The following is a 24,083-nucleotide window of genomic DNA, read 5'->3' as shown; positions in this document are numbered from 1 at the left end:
TGTCGCGTCCTTCTCCGCCGCGAAGATTGCGGCAGCATTACGGGGACGAGGGAACCATCCGGTAATGCTGCTGCAATTGTCAAAGCCTAGCAACCGGAGCCATCCAGTCGCAAAACGCAAGACGCCGCCGGCAGGTGGCCGTGCTTTACATCCAAGGAATGTCGCTATGGCTTTGAAATGGACGATGAGATTGACCAAGGCGAGGATGCTTCTGGGAGGCGTGTACATCGCTGTCGTGTTCATCGATCCCGCACGTGGAGCGGTCGATGCGAATGAACGGGTGAAGGAGGTCGTGGCGGCGGTCGCGGCGAGCAACCGGCTCCGATGGCGCATGCTGTCATCGGCGGCCTTATCAGTTCTACCCTCCTGACCTTGATCGTGGTGCCTGTCATCCTTTCCTACATCGACCGTCTGGCGCACTGGATTGCGGGGAGAGTGCGGACGCATTCCGTTCGCGAAAACAGCCTTCAGTCGCAGAATTCGGCAAAGCAATGACCCGCAAAACCATTCTCCGCCTATTCGGCAGGTTTCTTCTATCCGCCATCATGATGGCGGCCCTTTTGGGAGGGCCGCTTGTCCTCCTGATTTTTCTCTCGAGGCGGTTCACCATGTAGCTCGGGAAAATCGGCGGAAGATCAGCAGGGTGAGATTTTCCACGTGATTCACCTCCAATTGAAGTGAATCACGATAACGCTCCAAAAAAACCAGTCCGATTCGCTATTCAGCACCAATGCCTAATTCCCGCGCGCGCTGCGCAATTCACGCTCGCCTCTTTCGAGCGCGCTGGCATTCAATACCTTGCGGAGCAGCGCGACGGCGACCGCGCGCATGCGAAGATTGTACCAACCCTCTGGCCCGTTGCCGGGATCCTCGTAGACGTCCAGTTTTTCATAGAGCTGCTGAAGGCGGTTCTGGACGCTTCGCAACGACAGCTTTTTCCGCTGGGCTATCGCCTTGTCGGTCAGGCCGAGCGCCACGTCCACCAGGATTTCGTATTCCGCGTCACTCAGGCCATGCGCAGTCCCGAGGCTCTTCTGCTGGATGCCGCGCACCTCGCGATCGATAACGCATTGAGATTCAATGAAGACGCCGCGCAATGCGAGCTTCAACCGCTCGTCGGAGGTGGATTTCAGCACATATCCGTATGTCGCACCTTCCGGAACGATACGGGCCACGCCACGCACATAGGCTTCATCGGAATAGTTCGACCAGAACAGGATCTTGGTGTCCGGCCGTTCGCGCCAGATGGTGCGGGCAGCCTCGATGCCGTTGCGCTCGCTCATCTGCAGGTCCATGACCACATGCTCGGCCCGCGATTGGCGCGCCTGCACCTCGCCGGTATGGCCGTTTTCCGCCTCGAGGACCGTGTCGCATTCCGGCAATGCGGCCCGCACCGCCTCGTGCAGATAGGATCGGTGCAGCGGATCGTCCTCAACGATCAAGACTTTCATGCCAATCTCTCCGCAACATGCCGGCGTTCCATCGACAGTACCACCTTGGCGGTCGTCCCGCGCCCGCTGGGATTGCCGCCGATCTCGAATTTTGCCGAGATCAGCCGCGCTCGCGTCTTCATATTGCCTATCCCGTGCCCCGCCTTGTCGCGGGCGATGCGCAGGCCGTTCCCGTCGTCGCTGATCTCGATCGACAGCGTGTCGCCTTGGGTACGCAGATGCACCAGGATCGTCTTCGGCTGCCCATGACGGATCGCGTTGTTGACCGCTTCCTGGACAATGCGGAACAGCGCGGTCGCCACGGTCCTGTCGAGGTCGAGCAATGCTCCACCCGTCTCGTCGACCATCCGCCAGGCGACGGGCAGGCCGCTTTCGCGTACCGAGCGTTCCAGATGGTTCTCGATCGCCTCTGCGACGCCAAAAAGCTGCAGCACGGTCGGCTTGGCCTCCTCGATGATCTCGCGAAGATCGTGCATGCATTGCTGCAGCGTACGGCAGAGCGGTTCGAGCGCATCCCCATGCATGTCTGGAAGTCCCGAGAGCCGCTCCATGCGCCGCGCGAGCCGTGTCAGGTCTGCGAGCGTCTGGTCGTGCAAATCCATGCCGATCCGTTGACGCTCGGCCTCCAGCGCCTCGGTCAGCTTGAGCGCACCCAGCCGCAGTCCCTCTTCGCGGGCGCGGGCCTCCGTCTCGACGATCGCTGAGCGTTTGGCCTGTTCGGCGGCCCTCAGCGCAAAGAAATAGGGTGCCAGCAGATCGGCGATCGAGCGGGCGTTCTCGACATCCTCCATTGAGTACTTGTCGCGCTCGTGACTGGAGCAGCTCAGGGCGCCGATAATATCGCCCTGCACCTTGAGCGGCACATGTAGTCGGCTTCTTAGGGACAGTTCGATTATCGGGCTCGAAAAAGCGCCGTCGAAATGAAAGCGCGGATCGGCACAAGCATCCGGCGAAAGCAGGAAATCCACTTCGCCGGATAGCAGCGTACGGATCGGGCTACCGGTCAGCAGCGCCGGTGGCTGCTGGCTCCAGGCGGTCGCAAGCCCGCTCTCGTAGGCGATGTGGTATTTCCCATCCAGCATCTTGATGCAGACGTCGAGATGATCGTGCGGAATGATATGGCTGATTTCAGCCGCCACCGCCTGGATGATCGAGTTGAAATCGAGTTGGCCTGCCAGCAATCGAGAAATACCGAGATAGCGGTCAAATAACGCATTTGGCGCCGGATTGAGCATGACGGACATCCTCCAGTCCTCCAACTATTAGACGCTTCGCTGTTGCTCTTGTCTTGCGGGAACCCGCAAATTTTGCGCGACTACCCGCAAGAAGGTTGCTTGTATGCGCCTATACAACATCTGATTTCTCCTCCATGCTCGCTTTACTGAGCAAACGGGGCTCAGCGCAATCACTATCTTCGGACAACCGTTGAGGAGCGGCCCGGAGAGAACCCCGTCGGGAACTCTAGGGAGGAAATCATGATCATCAGGAAGATGCTTTTTGCATCTGTCGCCATCGCTTGCGTTGCCGGGCCGGTCTCCGCCCTGGCCGATACTTCGGGCAAAAAGATCGCCCTTTCCAACAATTATGCCGGCAATTCCTGGCGTCAGGCCATGCTGACGAGCTGGGACAAGATCACCAAGCAGGCCGTCTCCAAGAAGATCGTCGCCGCTGCCGATCCGTTCACGACGGCCGAGAACCAGGCGACCGAGCAGGCCGCCCAGATCCAGAACATGATCCTGCAGGGCTATGACGCGATCGTCATCAACGCAGCGTCGCCGACTGCGCTCAATGGCGCCGTCAAGGAAGCCTGCAATGCCGGCATCACCGTCGTGTCCTTCGATGGGATCGTGACCGAGCCGTGTGCCTGGCGCATCGCCGTGGATTTCAAGGCAATGGGTGAAAGCCAGGTCGAATATCTCGCCAAGAAGCTGCCGAAGGGCGGTAACCTGCTGGAGATTCGCGGTCTCGCAGGGGTTTCGGTCGATGACGAAATCCACGCGGGCATCCAGGCTGGCGTTCGGAAAAACCCGCAGTTCAAGATCGTCGGTGCCGTCAACGGCGACTGGGCGCAGGACGTCGCGCAGCGGGCGGTCGCCGGCATCCTTCCGAGCCTTCCGGAAATCACCGCCGTCGTAACCCAGGGCGGCGATGGTTACGGTGCGGCCCAGGCGTTTGCCGCCGCCAATCGACCCGTTCCAACCATCGTCATGGGTAACCGCGAAGACGAACTGGTCTGGTGGAAGCAGCAGAAGGACAAGAACGGCTACGAGACGATGTCCGTCTCCATCGCTCCCGGCGTTTCGACGCTTGCCTTCTGGGTGGCCCAGCAGATCCTTGACGGCAAGCAGGTGAAGAAGGACCTCGTGGTCCCCTTCCTGCGTATCGACCAGGGTAATCTCGAAACCAATCTCGCCGGCACCCAGAAGGGTGGCGTCGCCAATGTCGAGTATTCGCTGGAGGACGCCCAGAAAGTCATCAGCGCAGCCAAGTAAGCTGATCCTCCCAAAGACAGGATGCGGCGCCGTTGCGCGCCGTGTCCCGATCCGTGCCCGGCCGCCTCCTGCATTATCGATGACGTGTTCCGCATGAATGAAGTGACAACAAGACAAGAGGTCGTTGCCGCCCGCGGCATCAAGGTGACCTTCGGCGCCGTCAAGGCTCTGGACGGTGCCGACCTTGTCATCCATGCCGGCGAGTGCGTCGGATTGGTCGGACATAACGGTGCTGGCAAATCCACGATCGTCAACGTCATCAACGGCGGCCTGAACCCCCATGCAGGCGAAATCAGCTATGGCGGTCTCAGCACCCAGCACGGCATCTCGACCGCACGAGCCAATGGCGTTCGCTGCGTCTTCCAGGAACTGTCGCTTTGCCCCAACCTGACGGTCAACGAAAACGCCCGGATCATGCACGCGGAACTCGCCGGCTGGAACTGGCGCAACAGGGCAGGCGTCCTCGTCAAACTGCAGTTGCAGGATATTTTCCCCGGCCACGGCATCGACTGCGACAGCACGATCGACGACCTCTCGATCGCCGAGCGACAGATGGTCGAGATCGCCGTCAGCTTCGCCGGCATGAACCAAGGGCCGAAACTCGTCATTCTCGACGAGCCTACCTCTTCGCTCGACGCTGGGCTGGCGGCGCAGCTGATGGCCTATATCCGCAGGTTCGTCGGCGAGGGGGGATCGGTCCTGCTGATCTCGCACATCCTGGGCGAAATCCTCTCCACCTCGGACCGCATCGTGGTGATGAAGGATGGCCGGGTCGTCGCCGATCGCTCCGCATCGGAGTTCAGCAAACGCAGCCTCGTCGAAGCCATGGGCAACGTGGCGCGCGAAAAGGAGTGGCAGCGCACGGGCGACAAACGCAACGGCGCGCCGGTGCTTGCCATGCCACCGCGACGGGGTCACGGTCTTGCCTTTGAAGCCCATCGCGGCGAGATAATCGGCCTTGCCGGCCTCGGAGGCCATGGCCAGACGGAAACACTTCTCGATCTCTACCTTTCTCGCAACAGCAACTGGTGGCCGGCCCGCCGGAAGGAGATCGCCTTCGTTGCCGGCGACCGCAGCCTGAACGGCATATTCCCGCTCTGGAGCATCCTGAAAAACCTCAGCATCGCCTCCCTCGGCGATTTTTCCTCCCGGACCATCGTGGACCATGATCGCGAAGGCGCGCTCGGCAACGGCTGGAAGAAGCGCATCGAGATCCGCACGCCGGATATGGAAAACCGCATCCTGTCGCTCTCCGGCGGCAACCAGCAGAAAGTGCTGTTCGCCCGCGCATTGGCGACGAGCGCGAGGATCGTGCTGATGGACGACCCCATGCGCGGTGTCGATGTCGGCACCAAGCAGGAAGTGTATGACATCCTCCGCTCTGAAGCGGCAGGCGGTCGTACCTTCATCTGGTATTCGACCGAAATGGACGAGATACGTCTTTGCGATCGGGTCTATGTCTTCCGGGAAGGAGCGATCGTCGCCGAACTCGCAGGTGACGAGATCACTGAGAAGAATGTGCTTGAAGCCTCCTTCAGCGGAGGCGAAGCGGCATGAGGATATCCACCGGCACGATCCGCCTTGTCATCCCCGCCGCGTCGCTGGCGCTGTTGCTTGCCGCCGTCTTTTACATGCAGCCGCGCGCCATGAGCTATACCGGCCTCAATCTGCTCTTCAATCTCGCGGTGCCGATCGCGCTAGCGACGGTGGCGCAGATGCTTATCATGGCGGTCAACGACCTCGACCTGTCGATGGGCGCCTTCGTTAGCTTCTGCGCCTGCGTGACGGCGACGTTCCTGCAGGCCTCCCCCGCCATCGGTGTGCTGATTTTCCTTGGTGCTATTGCGGCCTACGCCGTGATTGGCGTCGTCATTCACGTTCGAGAACTGCCCTCGATCGTCGTGACCCTCGGTATGAGCTTCGTCTGGGGCGGGCTTGCGGTGCTTATGCTGCCATCTCCGGGTGGCGAGGCCCCGGGCTGGGCGCGCTGGCTGATGACCTCCCGGCCACCCTTCGTGCCGATGGCGATCGTCGCCAGCATCGTCATCGCGCTGGTCACCCATTTCGTCATCATGCGCTCCTCGGTCGGCGTGCTGATCCGCGGCGTGGGCGGAAACGTCCGCTCGGTGGAACGCGCCGGTTGGTCGGTCATCCGCATCCGCGCGGGTACCTATGCGCTGGCCGGGTTCTTTGCCGTGCTGTCCGGCATCGCTCTCGTCGGCCTCACGACGTCGGCTGATGCCAATATCGCTCTGCGCTATACATTGCTGTCGATCGCCGGCGTCATCCTCGGCGGCGGCGAGTTCGTCGGCGGCAAGGTCTCGCCGATCGGCGCCGTCATTGGCGCCCTGACCCTGACCCTCGCCGGCTCCTTTCTGTCCTTCATGCGCATTTCGCCCGACTGGCAGATCGGTGCTCAGGGCGTGATTCTCATCGTCGTGCTGGCGCTGCGCCTCCTTCTTAACAGGCTGGAAAAGCGGGAGAAGACCCGATGAGCGGTATGCGCCTTCTCTTCTCCAAACCCTGGATCTGGTCTTTCGCGGCCACGATTACCGTCTGGATCGTTACCGTCCTCTTCACCGGCGGAGCAAGCTCGCTCGGGCTGTCGCAGGCGGCTCTCACTTTCGCAGCCTTCTCCGTCATCGTCGGCCTCGGCCAGATGTTCGTCATCACGCTCGGCCCCGGCAATATCGATCTCTCGGTGCCCGCCACGATGACGCTTTCCGGCACGCTGGCGCTGAAGCTGATGGACGTACAGGACAGCATGATCGTCGTCGGCCTGCTCGTCTCGATCCTGCTGGGCTTGGCAATCGGCATCGGCAACTACGTGCTTATCAAGCTGCTCCGCATTCCGCCGATCATCGCGACTCTGTCCATGAGCTTCGTCATCCAGTCCACGGCAATCTGGACGAACCGCGGCCTGCGCATCAAGCCTCCGGAGATACTGGCGAGCTTCACCACATCCAATCTGCTCGGCATCCCCAATATCGCCATCGTCGCGCTCATCCTCTCCGTCATTGCCTGGGTTCTGCTCGAAAAGACAATCTACGGCCGCTGGATCTCGGCGATCGGCCAGAGCACCTTTGCTGCCCGCATGACGGGGATTCCGGTGGATGGCACGCGGCTCGTCACCTACATTCTCTGCGCCGTCCTCGCCTCCATCTGCGGCTACCTGCTTGCGAGTTTCTCCGGCGGCGCAGCACTCAATATGGGTTCGGAATACCTGCTCATGTCGATCGCCGTCGTCGTGATCGGCGGTACTGCCGTCGCGGGCGGCAATTCCAATATTCCCGGAATCTGGGGCGCCTCTCTCTTCATGTTCCTTGTCGTGTCGATGCTCAACACCTATGGGTTCGGCGCCGGGTTCCGCCTCATCCTCACCGGCCTCATCATCATCGCCGTCATTCTGCTCGCCGGCGGTCGTCAGGCAAACCGATGAACAACTCCGATCGGACACAACCCCATGCCGCAGAAAACCTCCATCTACGAGATTCACGACGAAGCCTTCCGGCAGCTGATCGTCGCCAGCGCAGCGCTCGAGGAGCTTTATTCCGATTGCCGCTGGGCGGAGGGGCCGGTCTGGTTTGCAGACCTGAATTGCCTGATCTGGAGCGACATCCCAAACCAGCGGATGATGCGCTGGGCACCGGAAGGCGGTGTTTCGGTGTTCCGCTCACAGTCGAATTTCGTCAACGGCAATACGCGCGACCGTCAGGGCCGGCTGGTTTCCTGCGAGCACGGCGGCAGACGCGTGACGCGGACCGAGATCGACGGGTCGATCACCATTCTGGCGGATCGCTACCAGGGCAAGCGCCTCAATTCGCCGAACGACGTCGTGGTGCGCTCGGACGGTAGCGTCTGGTTCACCGATCCGATCTACGGCATCAAGTCCGACTACGAGGGTTACAAGGCCGAGCCCGAACAGGATACACGTAACGTCTACCGCCTCGATCCGGTGAGCGGCGACCTTGAGGCGGCCGTCACCGATTTCGGACAGCCGAACGGCCTTGCCTTCTCACCGGATGAAACAAAACTCTACGTCGCCGACTCCGCCTCCAGCCACGACATCAAGGCGCCGCGGCACATCCGGGTGTTCGATGTCGTCGACGGCAAGCGCCTCACCAATGACCGGGTTTTCTGCAGTCTGGACAACGGCCTGCCGGATGGTTTCCGTGTCGATGTAAAAGGAAATGTCTGGACGAGCGCCGGCGACGGCGTGCATTGCTTCTCGCCCGACGGGGTGCTGCTCGGCAAGATCCTCGTGCCGCAGACGGTCGCGAACCTCACCTTCGGGGGGCCGCGCAGGAATAGGCTGTTCATCACCGCCACCAAATCGCTCTATTGCGTATTCGTGGCGACCAACGGCGTGGCATTGGGCTGATTGCGCCGCTCAGGAACGCAGTATGGGATTTTTCGCTGACAGATCATCGCGAATAGCTGTCGCAGCGACGGAAGCCATGGTCCATGTGGTTGAGGCTCGTACGACGTCGCCGGCTGCACGCAGCGAGTGGGGATGCGTATAGGGCTGTATCTCGATGTCGCGGTTGGCGAAGCTCTCGACGGCTCCGGGACCTGGAGCGACCGCGAGATTTATGTCCAGGGAGCGAGCATAGCTCGCGTTACCACCATCGCCGGTGTCTCAGGCGTGGCATCGTACTTTGGCATCTATTAGGAGATCGGAGAGGCCGGCGGCTGCTAATTGATGCGCCGGCGTCTCACTGGCTTCGCTTTTTGGGCTTGCCCCGTTTTGTTGTCTAAACGCGCATTGCCGATTAAAGGGCGCTGACGTTTTCGGCTTTTGATTTTCCAGTTTTGCGGTCCTGGCCTAGCTCATAGCTTACCTTTTGTCCCTCTCTCAAAGATCCGCCTCGTTCCAGTGCAGAGACATGCACAAACACATCCGCTCCACCATTCTCGGGCGTGATGAAGCCAAACCCTTTGTCTTCGTTGAAAAATTTGACAGTACCGGTAGGCATGAAGGCTCCTGATGTTTGCACGGCCGTTGCCGCGACCGGGAGCCTATAGCTCATTCTTCTCGCTTTCAAGGCATGCGGCACTTCGTTGTTACGTAAACGGACGTTGTTGGGGGTGCTTTCGGATCGCTGCCACCGTCATACCCCTCTTGCCGCGAGCACTTCGAACGTGCGAGCGAGTGTCGCAACCGAGCGATCGCAGTTGGAAGCGCAGGACGGGCGATCGTCGTGGCGCCGGCGGCCTCCATCGCGGGCCGGTAGGGCGTCAGTGTTTCGACCGGGCTGCCCGAATGGGAAAGTGCCCCCACGGTCGTTGATGCCGGGACGATGGAAGTCCGCGCGGCTTTGTGGAGTTTCTGGAGGTGTCGTGATAAGAGATGGCCATGACCTTATCGAACGATCTTGATTGCCAGGCATGCGGTGCGTGTTGCTCCTTCTCCTCCGATTGGCCAAGATTCTCCATGGAAAGCGAAGCTGCCCTCGATCTGCTGCCGGCACGTTTCGTTGCTGCGGACGAAGGAGGAATGCGTTGTGAAGGATCCCGCTGTTCTGCATTGTCTGGGCAGGTCGGTATCAGCACATCCTGCCTGGTCTACGATATCAGGCCTGACGTTTGCCGCGAATGCGTTCCGGGAGACGCTGCCTGCTTGATGGCGCGTGACGCTTTCGGGTTGAGTTCTGCATAATGCCCACTGACATTTCTGCCCGCCCGGGCATCCGGACCGGCCGCGGATCCCCGAAAAGAAAGCTTACATCTGCGACATGTCATCCAGCAGGTTCTGAGCCAGTTCGCTGATGGCGACTTCCGCTTCTTCCTGCGTCCAGCCGACGCTTTCGGCGCGTTTTGCAAGGCCGGCCAACACGGGCGGTAGATTGCCACCCGCCGTCGCCACGATATCGTCCGGCGTCAGTCCCTTCGCAAGCTGAAGAAAGACCTGCTCCAGGGCCTCCTGACAACCGATATCCCTGTCCGGATAAGGTTCGGAACTGCGCGGCCTGTTCAATACAATCATTTGGCCCTCATTGTACGCTGAACGGTTGGCAACGGCTGCGGCCCAGCCAAATTCGTTGCCACGAAACGCTGCCGTTGCATATTCGACCGAAGGGCCCCGATCGAACGGAGCCCTCCCACCGCGAACGGCTTATTCCGAATTCCCGACTGGAACCCGTTTACATCATGCCGCCCATGCCGCCCATGTCAGGCATGCCGCCGCCGGCGGCATCCTTCTTCGGCAGATCGGCAATCATGGCTTCCGTCGTCACCAGCAGGCCGGCAACCGAAGCTGCGTTCTGCAGAGCCGTGCGAACCACTTTGACCGGATCGACGATGCCCATGGCAATCATGTCGCCATATTCAGACGTCTGGGCGTTATAGCCGAAGTTGTCGGTGTCGCTTTCCAGGATCTTGCCGACCACGATCGAGCCTTCGTCGCCTGCATTTTCAGCGATCTGGCGAACCAGCGACTGCAGAGCCTTGCGGATGATGCTGATCCCGGCATTCTGATCGTCGTTCTCGCCCTTGATATCGAGAAGGATAGAGGCGCGAAGCAGAGCTGTGCCGCCGCCAGGCACGATGCCTTCTTCGACCGCTGCACGTGTTGCGTTGAGGGCGTCGTCGATGCGGTCCTTCTTCTCCTTGACTTCAATCTCCGTCGAACCGCCGACGCGGATCACGGCAACGCCGCCAGCGAGTTTGGCAAGACGTTCCTGCAGCTTTTCGCGGTCGTAGTCCGAAGTGGTTTCTTCGATCTGAGCCTTGATCTGACCAACGCGGCCTTCGATGTCGGACTTGGTGCCGGCGCCGTCAACGACGGTGGTGTTCTCCTTGGTGATCGAGACCTTCTTGGCGCGGCCGAGCATGTCGAGCGTGACATTTTCGAGCTTGATGCCGAGGTCTTCGGAGATGACAGTGCCGCCCGTCAGGATCGCCAGATCCTCCAGCATGGCCTTGCGGCGGTCACCGAAGCCCGGAGCCTTGACGGCCGCGATCTTGAGGCCGCCACGCAGCTTGTTAACGACGAGCGTCGCAAGAGCTTCGCCTTCGACGTCCTCGGAAATGATCAGCAGCGGCTTGCCGGACTGCACGACTGCTTCCAGGATAGGAAGCATGGCCTGTAGGTTGGAGAGCTTCTTTTCGTGCAGCAGCACGTAGGCATCTTCAAGCTCGGCCACCATCTTTTCGGCATTGGTGACGAAATAGGGGCTGAGGTAACCGCGGTCGAACTGCATGCCTTCGACGACTTCGAGCTCGGTTTCGGCGGTCTTGGCTTCTTCGACCGTGATCACGCCCTCATTGCCGACCTTCTGCATCGCGTCGGCGATATATTGGCCTATTTCCTTCTCGCCATTGGCCGAGATGGTGCCGACCTGGGCAATCTCTTCGGATGTGTTGATCTTCTTGGCTTTGGCAAGCAGGTCCTTCACGACCGCGGTGACCGCAAGGTCGATACCGCGCTTCAGGTCCATCGGGTTCATGCCGGCTGCTACGGCCTTGCCGCCTTCGCGAACGATGGCCTGGGCAAGAACGGTCGCTGTCGTGGTGCCGTCGCCGGCAACGTCGTTGGTCTTCGACGCGACTTCGCGGACCATCTGGGCGCCCATGTTCTCGAACTTGTCGTCGAGTTCGATTTCCTTGGCGACGGCAACGCCGTCCTTGGTGATGCGCGGCGCGCCGTAGGACTTGTCGATGACGACGTTGCGGCCCTTCGGACCGAGCGTGACCTTCACGGCGTCGGCAAGAATATCGACGCCGCGCAGCAGCTTCTCGCGTGCATCACGGCCGAATTTGATCTGTTTGGCAGACATGGAAAACTCCCGGGCCGTTGGCCCCATGGTCTCGTCAAAAGGAAATAAGGAAGCGGTCGACGATCAGGCGATGACGCCCATGACGTCTGCTTCCTTCATGATCAACAGGTCTTCGCCGTTGAACTTGATCTCGGTGCCGGACCACTTGCCGAACAGGATGCGATCGCCTGCCTTGACGTCGAGGGGAACGATCTTGCCGTTCTCGTCGCGTGCGCCCGTGCCGACGGCGACGATTTCGCCTTCCTGCGGTTTTTCCTTGGCGGTATCGGGAATGATGATCCCGCCCTTGGTCTTGGCTTCAGCCTCGATACGGCGCACGACGACACGGTCGTGCAACGGCCGGAAAATGGTATTGTTCATTTTAGGTTCCTTAGCGAGAGCGCAGCCCGATGGCGGGTTCCCGGTCGGATATTCTTAGCACTCTTGCGCCGAGAGTGCTAGCGCCATTCGTGCTCTGGTAGTGATCCGGCATCCGCGGCGACGCCACCTCTCTTTGCCGGAGGTCCGGACCGCTGACATCGAGACCGCCAGCGGATCACTTGCCGCACGTTTAGCAGAAGCCGTTGAGCTTGAGGATCTTATGGGCCTCGATGGACGCCCGAAGCTGATCCTCCGAGTTGCGCTCGCCATGGTTCGCGTCCGGGTGATGCATCTTGAGCCTCTGCTTGTAGCGGCTTCTGATCTCCTCCGGCGTTGCATCCGGCGAAAGGCCGAGCGTCTCGAAGGCCTTGGCTTCTAGCACCTTGAGCTTACGTTGCCGGAGATCCGCTTTTGCCGCCTGGCGTTGTGCAGCGCTTTTACGTGCGTTCGTCGCCTTTGCAGAACCGGAGCGGGCCATGGAGGGGAGCGGCATCTCCGAGGCCTTGTTGATGCCGGTGCCCCAGGTCGGGCGGCTACCGCTTGCTGCTTCCCTCTGATAGCGCGCGATTAAAGGGTCGGAGAGGTTTGGCGCAAAGTTATAACCTTTGCTGTACTCCTTTACATGCTCCGTGCAGAACAGCAGGTAAAGCCCTTCGGCATCCCGCCCGACAGGAGCGCGATGAGCGCCACCCTTTTCGCAACCGTCCCACTGGCATTTCGGATGGTTCGGTTCGTGGTGCGGAGCCGGTTTTTTGCGGGTCGACCGGAGGCCGACAAATATCTTTGAATCAGACGTCATCGCGCCTTATATGGCGGTCCTGCACCGGCAGGCAAGGAGTATGGACAGGCCAACCGCAACACCAGTTCGCTGTCCCGACAGTCCGCGCCCACCCGAGCGGGCTCAGCTCCCCCTTTGAGAGCCTTTTTCGGCAGGATGCGCTAGCCGCCAGAGCCATGTTGAGGTTGTCCCACTGGGCCGCAAATCCCCGTTGAGGGCTGTTCAGACAGGATGTCAAAACTAAAAGTTGACTTATCTGCGGATAGCCTCTATTTATGGTTTATCGATCTTTTGCTTGCTGAACTTTGGTTTCCGCGCGATTGGCACCGCGCCTGACGAACTTCCCTTTCAAAATCAATCGCTATCACCATCCGCAGGGCCTTGGCTCTGGGGTCACGCAATCTTGCTTTGAAAGGGTTCATCATCATGACCACAGGCACAGTTAAATGGTTCAATTCCACCAAGGGCTTCGGCTTCATCCAGCCTGACAATGGCGGCGCTGATGCGTTCGTGCACATTTCTGCCGTCGAACGCGCCGGAATGCGGGAAATCGTCGAGGGCCAGAAGATCGGCTACGAACTCGAACGGGACGCAAAGTCCGGCAAGATGTCGGCTTGCAACCTGCAGGCTGCTTGACCAAAAAGCGGCTTCCGCTTTGACCACGGATGTACTGGCACCGCTGGAAGCTGATTTTTTAAAGGGCCGGGCATCATGTCCGGCCTTTTCTGGTTTTCGACCCTGCATATTTGCAAACAGGAAATAATCATGACGCACAGCAAGACCCGGCAGCAGGCCGAGATGGCCTTTGACCAGGTTCAATCGCAGTTTTTCGCTCGCGACCACGCGGTCGAAGAGCTTGATTATGTCGCGCAGGTGCGGGAGGCGAAGACCCTGCGTCTTCGGGAAGCCCGCCTTGCCAGGGAGGAGCGCGACCGGAATACAGCTCTCAGCATGGTGCTCGCGAAGCGCGCGAAGCAGAGGCAAGTGTGAACAACACCGTGACCCCCCACAGCCCCGAATGGGGACTGGAGCAACTGCGCGGCGCAATCCAAGCGGCGGGCGTGGCCTTATGGTCCTGGAACGTGGACACTGACCGTTTTGTTATGGACGGTCACGGTTTTACTCTCTGGAACGTCGCGCACGATGTCGCCCTGACGTTCGAGCACCTGTCCGAGAAAATACACCCGGCCGACAGGGACAGGGTGAGGGCGGCCTTTGTCGCGACACGCGCCGTGATCGGCCCTTACGAGATCGACTTCCGGATACTGGTCGGCTCGGAGGTGCGATGGGTATCGGCACGGGGGCAAGGCAGTGATGCGGGCATCAAGAACCGGGTAATGACGGGGATCTTTCTGGACGTCACAGGGCGCAAGCAGGCCGAGGAAAGCCATGAACTCCTTGCTGGCGAAATGAGCCACCGCGTCAAGAACCTGCTTGCTATCGCGTCGGGTCTGACCCTGATTACCTCACGATCGTCTGCGTCGATCGAAGACATGACGAAGCAACTGACCAACCGGCTGACCGCACTCGGTCGCGCCCACGATCTTGTTCGTCCGCTACCGAGTGGCCAAGGCGATGCCGCGCTTCTCGGAGACATCTTTACCGTTTTGCTCGCCCCCTATGATGACGACGGAGCTTTTGCCGGACGGATCAGGGTCGCCGTCCCTCGTCTCGGCGTCGGCCAGGCGGCTGCGACGGGCCTGGCGCTCGTCGTCCACGAATTGGCAACCAACGCCTTGAAGTATGGCGCACTATCGGTGCCGGAAGGCGCGCTCGATGTATCGGGGACGATGGTTGGGGACGACGTCGAAATTCGCTGGACGGAAAGAGGAGGGCCTGAAGTCAGTACCCCTGAGGGGCCTGGTGGATATGGAAGCAAGCTTCTCCGCCGCACGCTGGCTGGTCATCTGGGTGGCGCTCTCGAGCACGTCTGGTCCGAGGAAGGATTGCTCGTGACCCTGCGCATGGATGGCGATCGACTGTCGCGCTAGCCTTCCATGAGCCGACACACCTGCACAGCAGCGTCGGTGCCTTCTAAAATTTGACCCCTTTTATTGACGAGCTGGAATTCCGGCGAATTGGCGGGCTGTCGAGAGTATTCAATCAGCCTGAAATCCTCCGTCCGCTTCTTTCGGGCCGATCGGATATTCTGCTCATAGAGGCTGGCCATCATTGCCGAGGCGATATAGAAGCCGGATCCATCAATAGGCAGATCACGATGGATGACTCGATCAAGATAGACAATCGCGGCGACTTCGGGCTCTGGGCCATCGATGTGGCCAAGCAGATCGTCAGCGAACAGGGTTTCGACCTGGCCAAAGCTTCGCGGAGCGGCACGGAAGACGAGGTGCGCGTCGCCGGCAATGCGCTGGGACAGGCGATCACCAATGCACTCATCGAAGTGTATGACGGTCTGCTCGAAGGAGCGCCGGAAGAATAGGGCAGCGTTGAATCGGGGCGGAAGGCACGTGCTCTTCGCGCCAGGCCCTATCGAGATGGCGGCCGGGAAATTGGGAAAGGCCGCCGCGGCGGCGCCCTTTCCGATTGCGATAGAAACAGGCGATTATTCGGCAGGCTGGCCCGACGGTATCAATACCGCGTTTTCGGCGTCGCCGCCTGCCATGGCGACTGCAAACTGTGTCTGGTCCAGTTCGTTTTCCCAGCGCGCGACAACGATGGTCGCGACCGCATTGCCGACCAGGTTCGTGAGCGCCCGGCATTCCGACATGAAGCGATCGATGCCGAGGATCAGCGCCATGCCGGCGACCGGCACGGATGGAACCACCGAAAGCGTCGCCGCCAGGGTAATGAAGCCGGCTCCGGTAATGCCTGCAGCTCCCTTCGAGCTCAGCATCGCGACCAGCAGCAGCAGGACCTGGTCGCCGAGTGTGATCGGCGTGTCGGTCGCCTGGGCGATGAAGAGTGCGGCAAGCGTCATATAGATGTTGGTCCCGTCGAGATTGAAGGAATAACCAGTCGGAATAACAAGACCGACGACCGAGCGCTTGCAGCCGGCGCGTTCCATCTTTGCCATCAGTCCGGGCAATGCCGCTTCCGACGAGGAGGTGCCGAGCACAAGCAGCAGTTCTTCCTTGATATAGCGGATCAGGGAAATGATCGAAAAGCCGTTGTATCGGGCGACGGCGCCGAGGACGACCAGAACGAAAAGGAGCGAGGTGAGATAGAACGTGCCGATCAGCATGGCCAGGTTGGCAATCGAACCGATACCGTATTTGCCAATCGTAAAAGCCATGGCGCCGAAGGCGCCGATCGGGGCAGCCTTCATCAGGATGGTCACGAGACGGAAGATCGGCGCGGTCAATGCCTGCAGGAAATCGAGAACCGGTCGGCCGCGTTCTCCGACCATGCCGAGCGCGATGCCGAACAGAACCGAGAAGAACAGCACCTGAAGGATGTCACCCTGTGCAAAGGCGCCGACGATCGTGTCCGGGATGATATTCATCAGGAAGCCGGTGATCGTGGCGTCATGGGCTTTCGCCGTATAGGTCGCCACCGCCTTGGCGTCGAGCGTGGCCGGATCTATGTGCATGCCGGCGCCCGGCTGGACGATATTCGAGACGAGCAGACCGACGGCGAGCGCAAGCGTCGAAAAAGTTAGGAAGTAGATCATCGCCTTGCCTGCGACGCGCCCGACCTTCTGCAGGTCGGCCATGCCGGCGATACCGGTTGCGACCGTCAGGAAGATCACCGGCGCAATAATCATCTTCACCAGCTTGATGAAGGCATCGCCGAGTGGCTTCAGCGACGCGCCTACATCCGGGTAGAAATGACCGAGCAGGATGCCGGCGGCGATTGCCACGACAACCTGAAAATAAAGGTGGCGGTAGAAAGGAAGCTTGTCGTGCGTTGGCACATCGGAAATCGTTGCGTTCATCATGTCCTCCATGGCGCCCCAACCAATTGGCCTCCCGGGGCGGTGGTGTTACTGTTGCTGCAGGTGTGCTGCTGGCTTTGCCGGAGCAACATGCGTGCCAGAGGGACGGTTGACGCCTAACTCATTGATTCTTCGTGGCCGGCCTGAGTGGCGGCTGTGGTTCCTGAAATCTGCCGTGCGGATTTCCGCCATCGGCCTTTGCTTTTTGTGCGGATTTATGCACACATCCGACGATGCTTGAGCAACGCCTTCGAAAGAAACCTGTCAAGGATCCCGCCTTCGCGTGGACACCATGGCCTGTCTTTGCCCTTGCCGCTGCCGCGCTCCTGAGCTCCGCTCTTTTTGCCGCCGGTCTTTACGGCCGCAGTTCCGCAGTGAAAGCGCTCCTCGACCAGGGCCGCGCCGATGCCAATCTCAAGGTTGCGTTGTTGCGCGCGGTGCTGGAAAGGCCGCGAGCGCTTCCCCTGCTCCTGGCTGAGGATCAACAGGTGGTCGGGGCGTTGGCGTTCCGAAACACAGAGGCCATCGCTGCCCTGGACCGAAAGCTGGAAGGGCTGGTGGCCGGCACCCATGCCTCCGTTCTCTACGTCACGGGCAGGGATGGCATTGCGGTCGCATCCAGCAATTGGCGCGAACCCTTGAGCTTCGTCGGCAACGACTATTCCTTCCGGGAATATTTCCAACGGGCGATGGAGAACAGGACGGCAGAGCACTTCGCCTTGGGCAGCGTCAGCAAGCGTCCTGGACTGTACATTTCCCGGCGCGCCGAAAGCGAGGCCGGCGCGCTCGGCGTCGTTGTGGTGAAGATGGAATTCGACCAGCTCGAAAGCGATTGGCGCGAGGCCAACCGTCCCGTCTATGTCACCGACGCCGATGGTGTCGTCTTGATCACCAGCATTCCGTCGTGGCGCTTCATGACAACTGCGCCGCTGCCAGCGGAGCGACTTGGCGCCATCCGCAATAGCCTTCAATTCGGTGATGCACCCTTGATGCCTCTTCCGATCGTGCGGCAGGAGCCGCTCTCCGGTGGCGCATCGATCGTTTCAGCGATTCTGCCGGGAACGAGCGAAGGTGAGTATGTTCGCATTCTGACGCCGGTCCCATCGACTTCCTGGCGCCTCGAATATCTCGTGCCGACCGAGCCGTCCGCCGCAGCGGCGGTACGCGAAGCGCGGCTGCTCGCACTTGCGGTGCTCGTTCCGATCCTGGCGCTGATCGCATTCCTTTTGAGGCGGCGGCAGGTGATCGCCAATCGTATCGCCGGGGAAAAAGCCCTGCGCGAGGAACTGGAGCGCCGTGTCACGGAACGGACAGTGGATCTGAGCCGCGCAAGGGACCTCCTGCAGGAAGAGATTGCCGACCACCGCAGCACCGAGTCGAAACTGCAGGTGGTGCAGCAGGAACTCGTGCAGGCAAACCGCCTTGCGATCCTCGGTCAGGTTGCTGCCGGGGTTGCCCACGAAATCAACCAGCCGGTCGCGACAATCCGCGCCTATGCCGACAACGCACGTGTCTTCCTGCAACGGAACCGGAAGGAATCGGCGGAGGAGAATCTCGGCGAGATCGCCGCCCTGACCGAGCGGATCGGCATGATCACCGAGGAACTCAAGGCCTTCGGACGCAAGGGACGAACGCCGCCTGAAGCCGTCGATCTGCGGGGTGCCATCGAAGGCGCGGTCGTTCTTTTAAGGAGCCGCTTCGCTGGCCGGCTGGACATACTCGCGATCGATCTGCCGCCACCCGACCTTGCCGTCATCGGCAATCGCGTCCGCCTCGAGCAGGTGCTGATCAATCTTTTCCAGAATGCCTTGGAAGCGCTGGAGGGCCGAACCGAGGCAAGTGTGAACGTCTCCGTGGAGACGCTGCCGGATGAGATCGTGATCAAGGTCTCCGACAATGGTCCCGGCATTGATCCAACGGTTAGAAGTTCACTCTTTTCGCCCTTCAACACATCCAAGGAAAAGGGCCTCGGCCTCGGTCTGGTCATCTCGAAGGATATCGTCGCGGACTATGGCGGTCGCATCGAGGTCGAAAGCGGCGAAACCGGCACGACTTTTATTGTTTATCTGCGCAAGGCGGTATCATGAGCAATCCAACACCGGTCGTTCTGGTCGACGACGATGCCGACCTTCTCAAGGCCACCGCCCAGACGATCGAGCTTGCGGGCTTTACGGTTTCCCGATTTTCCAGGGCTTCCGACGCGCTGGCCCGGATCGACGATGGTTTCGCTGGCGTCATCGTTTCCGACATCCGCATGCCCGAGATCGACGGGCTGCAGCTCTTCGGCCGTGTCCGTAAGCTCGACCCGGACCTTCCCGTCATCCTGATGACCGGCCATGGCGACATACCGATGGCCGTCAAGGCGATGCAGGATGGGGCCTACGACTTCATCACCAAACCTTTCGCCGCAGACCGTCTGGTGCAGGCCATCCGCCGCGCCGCAGAAAAACGGCGGCTGATACTGGAGAATAGAACGCTCCGCGATGTGGCCGAGCAGGCACGCGACGACCTGCCGCTCATCGGCCAGACAGCGGCCATGGAGCGGCTGCGCAGAACGTTGCGCCAGATTGCCGATACCGACGTCGATGTTCTTGTGACCGGAGAGACCGGCAGCGGCAAGGAGGTGGTTGCCAATCTGATCCACCGATGGAGCCGGCGATCGAAAGGCAGTTTTGTCGCGCTCAATTGCGGTGCGCTTCCCGAAACCATCATCGAAAGCGAACTGTTCGGCCACGAGCCCGGCGCTTTTACCGGCGCGCAGAAAAAGCGCGTCGGTAGGATCGAATATTCGAGTGGCGGCACCCTCTTCCTCGACGAGATCGAAAGCATGCCGCCCGCCACGCAGATCCATATGCTGCGCGTCCTGGAAGCGCGTGAGGTGGCACCTCTCGGCACCAACGAGACACGGCCGATCGATCTCAGGGTCGTGGCGGCCGCCAAGGTCGATCTTGGCGATCCCTCACAACGCGGCGGGTTTCGCGAAGACCTTTATTATCGGCTCAACGTCGTCACCATCTCGATTCCGCCGCTGCGCGAACGGCGCGACGACATCCCCCTCCTCTTCGGGTTCTTTTGCGAACGGGCCGCCAGGAGGTTCAACCGTCAGACGCCCGTTCTGTCATCTTCTATCCGCCATCACCTCGAAACCCATCATTGGCCGGGCAATGTTCGCGAACTGTCCCATTTTGCAGAGCGTTTCGTCCTCGGACTTGCAGGCGAGGACGACAGGGCGATCGTGTCGCCAGAGGCTGCTACCCTTACACTACCCCAGCGCCTCAACCAGCATGAAGCGGAAATCCTCCGGGAGACACTGGCCAGCAAGGGAGGTGACGTCCGCCAGACGATCGAGGCGCTTGGAATTCCGCGAAAGACCTTTTACGACAAGCTCCAACGGCACGGGTTAGAGCGCGCCTCCTTCGAACAGAGTGCCAAGCCAGCCAGATAGGATCTGAAGGCGCCAAGCAGACTTTTTCGGCCCGCATGTGATACCGAGGCGGAAAGCCCCAGAAAACATCGGCCGCCATCGTCAACGTCCGGTTTCGGCATTTGCATGGTGGCAGGCGGTCAGCAACCCCGGGGCCGCCGTTCTTGCCGTCAGGCCGGGCTCCTGTTCAGCGCAGATCGAAGTGGCCTTCCAGCAGCGCGTCCGGAATCGGCAGCCGCTTGGCGGATTGGCAGGGCTTGGAAGATCGCCTTCCAGGACGATGCGCTTGCGATGTCCGCGAAGCCTTGGGTCCGGCGTTGGAACGGCCGACATCAGGGCCTGCGTATAGGGATGTGCCGGCGCGCTGAAGATCGATTGCTTCGGCCCGGTCTCGATGATCTTGCCGAGATACATGACCATCACTCGATCCGAAACGTGCCGCACGACGGCAAGGTCGTGCGCGACGAAAAGCATCGCCAGATTGCGCTCGCGCCTCAGCCTGGCGAGCAGATTGACGACCTGTGCCTGGACCGAGACGTCGAGGGCGGAGACCGGCTCGTCGCAGACGAGGAGGGTCGGATTGAGTGTCAGGGCACGCGCGATTCCAAGCCGTTGCCGCTGGCCGCCTGAAAATTCCGAAGGATAGCGGTCCGCATGTTCCGCACGCAGACCAACGGATTCAAGCAGCTTGACGGTCTCTTCCCGCCAGCGGGCCTTCGGCACGGCACCCGGATGCAGCGCCCACGGTTCGGAGATCAGCCGATCGACCCGCAGGCGCGGATTGAGCGACTGGTAGGGGTCCTGGAAGACGACCTGCATCTTGCGGCGCAATTCATGCAACTCCCTTCCACTCGCTTTGGTGATTTCCACGCCATCGAGAACGGCGCTGCCGCTGGTCGCCGGCCCGAGCTTCAGGAGGGTCCTCACCAGGGAAGTCTTGCCGCAGCCGCTTTCGCCGACAAGGCCGAGCGTCTCTCCGCGGGCGATCTCGAAGCTGACGTCATCGACTGCGCGCACGGGCGTCGCGCCGCTGCCGAAGTGCCGGGAAAGGTGTTCGACTTTGAGAAGGGGCTGGTTCATGCTGGCGATACAGGGAAATGGCAGGCGGCCTGGCGGCCCGGCCCCACAGTTTCAAGGGGAGGGACGACCTCGGCGCAGAGCCCTTCGGCGCGCGGACAGCGCGTCCTGAACGCGCAGCCTGAAGGAAGGGCGAGGGGATTGGGCGCCGAACCGGGGATCGGCACCAGTTCGTCCTCATCGGTATCCAGGCGCGGCTGCGAGCCGAGCAGGCCGACGCTGTAGGGATGCCGTGCATCCTCGAAGAGTTCGAAGACATTTGCGGTCTCGACGATGCGGCCGGCATACATGACGGCCACGCGGTCGGCGAGTTCGGCTACCACACCCAGATCGTGGGTGATGAAGATCATTCCGGCATCGCTGCGTTTACGGATTGTCGCCAGAAGATCGACCACCTGCGCCTGGATCGTGACGTCGAGCGCCGTCGTCGGCTCGTCGGCGATGATGACATCCGGCTCGAGCGCTACGGCCATGGCGATCATGATACGCTGGCGCATGCCACCGGAAAATTCGTGCGGATATTGCCGCGCCCGACGTTCAGGATCGGGAATGCCGATTGCCGTCAGGAGGTCGATCACGGCCTTTTCTACGCCGCCTGCGGGGTTGCGGCCGTGGATGCGGTACATCTCCGCGATCTGCCAGCCCACCGGATAGACGGGATTGAGCGCGGCAAGCGCGTCCTGGAAGATGAGGGCGATCCGGCTGCCGCACAGATCTCGCCGCTCGGTGCGCGAAAGCTTCAGAAGTTCCGTCCCATCGAAGCGGATCGAACCCCGGTCGATCGCGCCCGGAGGATTGGGGACGAGGTCCATGATGGCAGATGCAGTTACAGACTTGCCGGAGCCGCTTTCTCCAAGAAGTGCCAGGACTTCACCGCGTTCCAGCGAGAAGGAGACGCCATTGAGTGCGAATATAGGGCCGGACGCCGTATCAAAACTGACTTGCAGATCCTTGACTTCGAGAAGAGCCATCAGCGCCTCCGTTTCACGAGACGCCAGTGCTGCGACGGATCGTTGACGATCCGGAACCAGTTGGCGAGCAGGTTGAAGGACATGGTGGTGAGCATGACGGCGAGACCGGGGAAAAAGCCAAGCCACCAGGCGGACGACAGATAGCCTTGGCCCTGGGCGACCATCAGCCCCCAGCTTACCGAAGGTGGCTGAATACCGAGGCCGAGATAGCTCAGGCCGGATTCAAACAGCATGACCATGGCGAGGTTGACCGAGGCGAGTGTCAGCATGGTGGGTGCGACGCTCGGGAGGATGTGGGTGCGCAGGATCCAGGTCGGCCCCCCGCCGAAGACGCGCGCCGCATCGACAAAAAGTCGTTCGCGGACCTCCAGCGTTTCTGCCCTTGCGACGCGGATATAGGCCGGCATGCGGGTGATGGCGAGCACGATCACAAGGTTGCCGACACTCGGACCGAACAGATAGAGGCCGAAGAGTGCCACCAGCAGGGTCGGGAAACCGAGGATGATATCGCAGATCCGCATGATGACGTTTCCGACGACGCCGCCGAAATACCCGGCGATCACGCCAAGCAGCGTTCCGCCGATCAGGCTTGTCAGCACGGTCACTACGGCGATGCCGATCGTCGTCGAAGTCGCTTGGATGAGGCGGACGAGGAGCGGCCGTCCGAGTGCGTCGGCACCCAGCCACAAGGTCCAGGACTGGCCGAAGTCGAACGGCGGCAGGTTGCGCGCCTTCAGCGAAATGCGGTTGTCGCCCAGCAGCGACAGGGAATCGGTGAGGATGGCGAGCACGACGATCAAAAGCCAGATCGCCGCGGCGACGGCCATCGGGTCACCCGCGAGCGCACGCAGGAGCCAGAGAATGCGGCGGCTGCGGCGCTCGCGGGTCGGGAGGAGTTCGGCAGACGTGTCGGTCATTCGACCCTCACACGCGGGTCGATCGAGGCATAGAGCATGTCGACCAGGATATTGATGACGAAGATCACGACCGCGACGGCAAAGATCGATGCCTGGACGATCGCGAAGTCGCGTTTCAGAATGCCGTCGATCAGCAGTTTGCCGATGCCGGGAAACCCGAAGACCACCTCGACGACGCCGCCACCGCCGGCGAACTGGGCGGCCAGGTCGCCGCTCACCGTGACCGCCGGAAGGAGAGCGTTGCGCAGCGCATGCACGAAGGTGACCCGTCCGTCACGCGCGCCCTTGGCCCGCGCCGTCCGGACAAATGTCGCATTCAGGGCTTCAATCATCGAGCCGCGGACGATCTGCACCAGCGTTCCGAAAGGTCGGGCAAACAGGCAGGCGACGGGCAGCACCCAATAAATCGGGCCGCCGAAGCCTGAGGTCGGCAAAATGCGGAAGGTGACCGCAAACAGAAGCACGCCCATCAGGCCGAGCCAGAAATCCGGCACGCTTGCGGCTGCCTGCGACAGGACATTGACACCCCGGTCGATCCAGCCGCCGGCATTCACGGCAGCAATGGATCCCATGACGATCGCGGCGGTGAAGGCCAGAGCCAAGGCGATGGCGCCGAGTGCCAGCGTGTTCGGCAGCGCCTCCAGCACCACGTCCATGGCCGGGCGATTGTGCCAGAGAGACATTCCGAAATCGAGGCTGAGAATATCCCAGGCCCAATCGAAGAACTGGGCCAGGAGCGAGCGATCGAGCCCAAGACGGAGGCGCATGGTTTCGCGCGCCGCATCCGAAGCGTCGATTGGCAGGTAGAGATTGACGGGATCACCCGTCAACCGCACGAGGAAGAAGGCGGATGTCATCAGGGCCGCCAGCGCCAGCGCCGCGAAGGCCGCACGTTTCAGGAAATAGGTGAAGGACATCCGCTCTCCTCAAGCGACATACA

General features: G+C 61.0%; 27 protein-coding genes and 1 pseudogene. 15 read left to right on the top strand and 13 right to left on the bottom strand.

Features of this window, described 5'->3' with window-relative positions; translation table 11 throughout:
• The first annotated feature begins 166 nt into the window (after positions 1-166).
• Positions 167-370 carry a hypothetical protein gene (locus ABCW43_RS17745; RefSeq protein ID WP_345926780.1) on the top strand — a complete coding sequence of 68 codons (204 nt, stop codon included), beginning with the start codon at positions 167-169 and terminating at the stop codon, positions 368-370.
• A pseudogene (locus ABCW43_RS28860) lies at positions 298-495 on the top strand (hypothetical protein); the annotation flags it as partial. The gene ABCW43_RS17745 and the pseudogene ABCW43_RS28860, both read left to right, overlap by 73 nt.
• A gap of 239 nt (positions 496-734) precedes the next feature.
• On the opposite strand, the gene ABCW43_RS17740 reads toward ABCW43_RS28860, so the two are convergent.
• Together ABCW43_RS17740 and ABCW43_RS17735 are read right to left on the bottom strand one after the other, a co-directional pair.
• A complete protein-coding gene (locus ABCW43_RS17740; protein WP_345926778.1) occupies positions 735-1,451 on the bottom strand; it encodes a response regulator in 717 nt (238 codons plus the stop codon).
• Entirely contained in the window at positions 1,448-2,686 is a 1,239-nt protein-coding gene (locus ABCW43_RS17735; RefSeq protein ID WP_345926941.1) for a GAF domain-containing sensor histidine kinase, read from the bottom strand. Before ABCW43_RS17735 ends, ABCW43_RS17740 begins: the two co-directional genes overlap by 4 nt.
• Positions 2,687-2,926: 240 nt before the next feature.
• Between ABCW43_RS17735 and ABCW43_RS17730 the strand changes: the two genes are divergently transcribed.
• The 6 genes from ABCW43_RS17730 (at position 2,927) to ABCW43_RS17705 (ending at position 8,615) form a co-directional block, all read left to right on the top strand.
• Positions 2,927-3,943, top strand: a complete 1,017-nt coding sequence (locus ABCW43_RS17730) for an ABC transporter substrate-binding protein (protein WP_345926776.1) — start codon at positions 2,927-2,929, stop codon at positions 3,941-3,943.
• 93 nt (positions 3,944-4,036) lie between these two features.
• Entirely contained in the window at positions 4,037-5,500 is a 1,464-nt protein-coding gene (locus ABCW43_RS17725) for a sugar ABC transporter ATP-binding protein (protein ID WP_345926774.1), read from the top strand.
• Positions 5,497-6,438 carry an ABC transporter permease gene (locus tag ABCW43_RS17720; protein WP_345926772.1) on the top strand — a complete coding sequence of 314 codons (942 nt, stop codon included), beginning with the start codon at positions 5,497-5,499 and terminating at the stop codon, positions 6,436-6,438. The genes ABCW43_RS17725 and ABCW43_RS17720 overlap by 4 nt, the downstream gene beginning before the upstream one ends.
• Positions 6,435-7,382: an ABC transporter permease gene (locus tag ABCW43_RS17715; protein WP_345926770.1), complete on the top strand. Its 948-nt coding sequence runs from the start codon at positions 6,435-6,437 to the stop codon at positions 7,380-7,382. The genes ABCW43_RS17720 and ABCW43_RS17715 overlap by 4 nt, the downstream gene beginning before the upstream one ends.
• A gap of 24 nt (positions 7,383-7,406) precedes the next feature.
• Positions 7,407-8,324: an SMP-30/gluconolactonase/LRE family protein gene (locus ABCW43_RS17710; RefSeq protein ID WP_345926768.1), complete on the top strand. Its 918-nt coding sequence runs from the start codon at positions 7,407-7,409 to the stop codon at positions 8,322-8,324.
• 132 nt (positions 8,325-8,456) lie between these two features.
• Positions 8,457-8,615, top strand: coding sequence for a hypothetical protein (locus tag ABCW43_RS17705; RefSeq protein ID WP_345926766.1), 159 nt, complete (start codon positions 8,457-8,459; stop codon positions 8,613-8,615).
• Between the two features lie 100 nt (positions 8,616-8,715).
• Here ABCW43_RS17705 and ABCW43_RS17700 read toward each other — a convergent pair whose 3' ends face one another.
• The gene (locus ABCW43_RS17700; protein WP_037079265.1) at positions 8,716-8,919 is read right to left on the bottom strand and encodes a cold-shock protein; all 204 of its coding nucleotides are present in this window, start codon (positions 8,917-8,919) and stop codon (positions 8,716-8,718) included.
• Between the two features lie 380 nt (positions 8,920-9,299).
• Here ABCW43_RS17700 and ABCW43_RS17695 point away from each other — a divergent pair, with 380 nt between their 5' ends.
• On the top strand, positions 9,300-9,602 hold the full coding sequence (locus ABCW43_RS17695) for a YkgJ family cysteine cluster protein (RefSeq protein ID WP_345926762.1): 303 nt from the start codon (positions 9,300-9,302) through the stop codon (positions 9,600-9,602).
• A gap of 63 nt (positions 9,603-9,665) precedes the next feature.
• Here the strand turns inward: ABCW43_RS17695 and ABCW43_RS17690 are convergent, their stop codons facing one another.
• From ABCW43_RS17690 to ABCW43_RS17675, 4 genes are all read right to left on the bottom strand, one after another.
• Positions 9,666-9,929, bottom strand: a complete 264-nt coding sequence (locus ABCW43_RS17690; protein WP_345926760.1) for a hypothetical protein — start codon at positions 9,927-9,929, stop codon at positions 9,666-9,668.
• A 157-nt stretch (positions 9,930-10,086) separates the two neighbouring features.
• Complete coding sequence (gene groL / locus ABCW43_RS17685; protein WP_345926758.1) at positions 10,087-11,721, bottom strand: chaperonin GroEL; 1,635 nt, start codon at positions 11,719-11,721, stop codon at positions 10,087-10,089.
• Positions 11,722-11,784: 63 nt separating this feature from the next.
• On the bottom strand, positions 11,785-12,081 hold the full coding sequence (groES, locus tag ABCW43_RS17680; RefSeq protein ID WP_210012046.1) for a co-chaperone GroES: 297 nt from the start codon (positions 12,079-12,081) through the stop codon (positions 11,785-11,787).
• 190 nt (positions 12,082-12,271) lie between these two features.
• Positions 12,272-12,880, bottom strand: a complete 609-nt coding sequence (locus ABCW43_RS17675) for a J domain-containing protein (RefSeq protein ID WP_345926754.1) — start codon at positions 12,878-12,880, stop codon at positions 12,272-12,274.
• A gap of 405 nt (positions 12,881-13,285) precedes the next feature.
• Between ABCW43_RS17675 and ABCW43_RS17670 the strand changes: the two genes are divergently transcribed.
• The 4 genes from ABCW43_RS17670 to ABCW43_RS17655 all read left to right on the top strand — a co-directional run bounded on the left by ABCW43_RS17670 (position 13,286) and on the right by ABCW43_RS17655 (position 15,299).
• Positions 13,286-13,495, top strand: a complete 210-nt coding sequence (locus ABCW43_RS17670) for a cold-shock protein (RefSeq protein ID WP_046632143.1) — start codon at positions 13,286-13,288, stop codon at positions 13,493-13,495.
• Between the two features lie 129 nt (positions 13,496-13,624).
• Positions 13,625-13,849: a hypothetical protein gene (locus ABCW43_RS17665; protein WP_445738963.1), complete on the top strand. Its 225-nt coding sequence runs from the start codon at positions 13,625-13,627 to the stop codon at positions 13,847-13,849.
• Positions 13,846-14,850 (top strand): sensor histidine kinase, encoded by a 1,005-nt coding sequence (locus ABCW43_RS17660; protein WP_345926751.1) that lies wholly within the window; start codon positions 13,846-13,848, stop codon positions 14,848-14,850. The genes ABCW43_RS17665 and ABCW43_RS17660 overlap by 4 nt, the downstream gene beginning before the upstream one ends.
• Positions 14,851-15,077: 227 nt before the next feature.
• Entirely contained in the window at positions 15,078-15,299 is a 222-nt protein-coding gene (locus ABCW43_RS17655; protein WP_345926749.1) for a hypothetical protein, read from the top strand.
• Positions 15,300-15,422: 123 nt separating this feature from the next.
• On the opposite strand, the gene ABCW43_RS17650 is transcribed toward ABCW43_RS17655, so the two are convergent.
• Together ABCW43_RS17650 and ABCW43_RS28855 are read right to left on the bottom strand one after the other, a co-directional pair.
• A complete protein-coding gene (locus ABCW43_RS17650; RefSeq protein WP_445738962.1) occupies positions 15,423-16,766 on the bottom strand; it encodes a dicarboxylate/amino acid:cation symporter in 1,344 nt (447 codons plus the stop codon).
• A 203-nt stretch (positions 16,767-16,969) separates the two neighbouring features.
• Complete coding sequence (locus ABCW43_RS28855; protein ID WP_445738961.1) at positions 16,970-17,326, bottom strand: hypothetical protein; 357 nt, start codon at positions 17,324-17,326, stop codon at positions 16,970-16,972.
• Between ABCW43_RS28855 and ABCW43_RS17645 the strand changes: the two genes are divergently transcribed.
• Together ABCW43_RS17645 and ABCW43_RS17640 are read left to right on the top strand one after the other, a co-directional pair.
• A complete protein-coding gene (locus tag ABCW43_RS17645) occupies positions 17,312-18,841 on the top strand; it encodes a sensor histidine kinase (RefSeq protein WP_445738960.1) in 1,530 nt (509 codons plus the stop codon). The two genes, ABCW43_RS28855 and ABCW43_RS17645, sit on opposite strands and share 15 nt — an antisense overlap.
• The gene (locus ABCW43_RS17640; protein WP_345926745.1) at positions 18,838-20,199 is read left to right on the top strand and encodes a sigma-54-dependent transcriptional regulator; all 1,362 of its coding nucleotides are present in this window, start codon (positions 18,838-18,840) and stop codon (positions 20,197-20,199) included. Before ABCW43_RS17645 ends, ABCW43_RS17640 begins: the two co-directional genes overlap by 4 nt.
• Positions 20,200-20,280: 81 nt before the next feature.
• Here ABCW43_RS17640 and ABCW43_RS17635 read toward each other — a convergent pair whose 3' ends face one another.
• Genes ABCW43_RS17635 through ABCW43_RS17620 form a run of 4 tightly spaced genes read right to left on the bottom strand, consistent with a single transcriptional unit; the run spans position 20,281 to position 24,060 of the window.
• Positions 20,281-21,258, bottom strand: coding sequence for an ABC transporter ATP-binding protein (locus tag ABCW43_RS17635; protein WP_345926743.1), 978 nt, complete (start codon positions 21,256-21,258; stop codon positions 20,281-20,283).
• Positions 21,255-22,226: an ABC transporter ATP-binding protein gene (locus ABCW43_RS17630; protein WP_345926741.1), complete on the bottom strand. Its 972-nt coding sequence runs from the start codon at positions 22,224-22,226 to the stop codon at positions 21,255-21,257. Before ABCW43_RS17630 ends, ABCW43_RS17635 begins: the two co-directional genes overlap by 4 nt.
• Positions 22,226-23,143 carry an ABC transporter permease gene (locus ABCW43_RS17625; RefSeq protein ID WP_345926739.1) on the bottom strand — a complete coding sequence of 306 codons (918 nt, stop codon included), beginning with the start codon at positions 23,141-23,143 and terminating at the stop codon, positions 22,226-22,228. Before ABCW43_RS17625 ends, ABCW43_RS17630 begins: the two co-directional genes overlap by 1 nt.
• Positions 23,140-24,060 (bottom strand): ABC transporter permease, encoded by a 921-nt coding sequence (locus tag ABCW43_RS17620; RefSeq protein ID WP_345926738.1) that lies wholly within the window; start codon positions 24,058-24,060, stop codon positions 23,140-23,142. Before ABCW43_RS17620 ends, ABCW43_RS17625 begins: the two co-directional genes overlap by 4 nt.
• Positions 24,061-24,083 lie beyond the last annotated feature (23 nt).

The sequence above is a fragment of the Neorhizobium tunisiense genome (genome assembly GCF_039631515.1).
In the GTDB taxonomy this organism is placed as follows: domain Bacteria; phylum Pseudomonadota; class Alphaproteobacteria; order Rhizobiales; family Rhizobiaceae; genus Neorhizobium.
The sequence above is the reverse complement of the archived record's forward strand: the minus strand, read 5'-3'. Positions and strand labels throughout refer to the sequence as shown.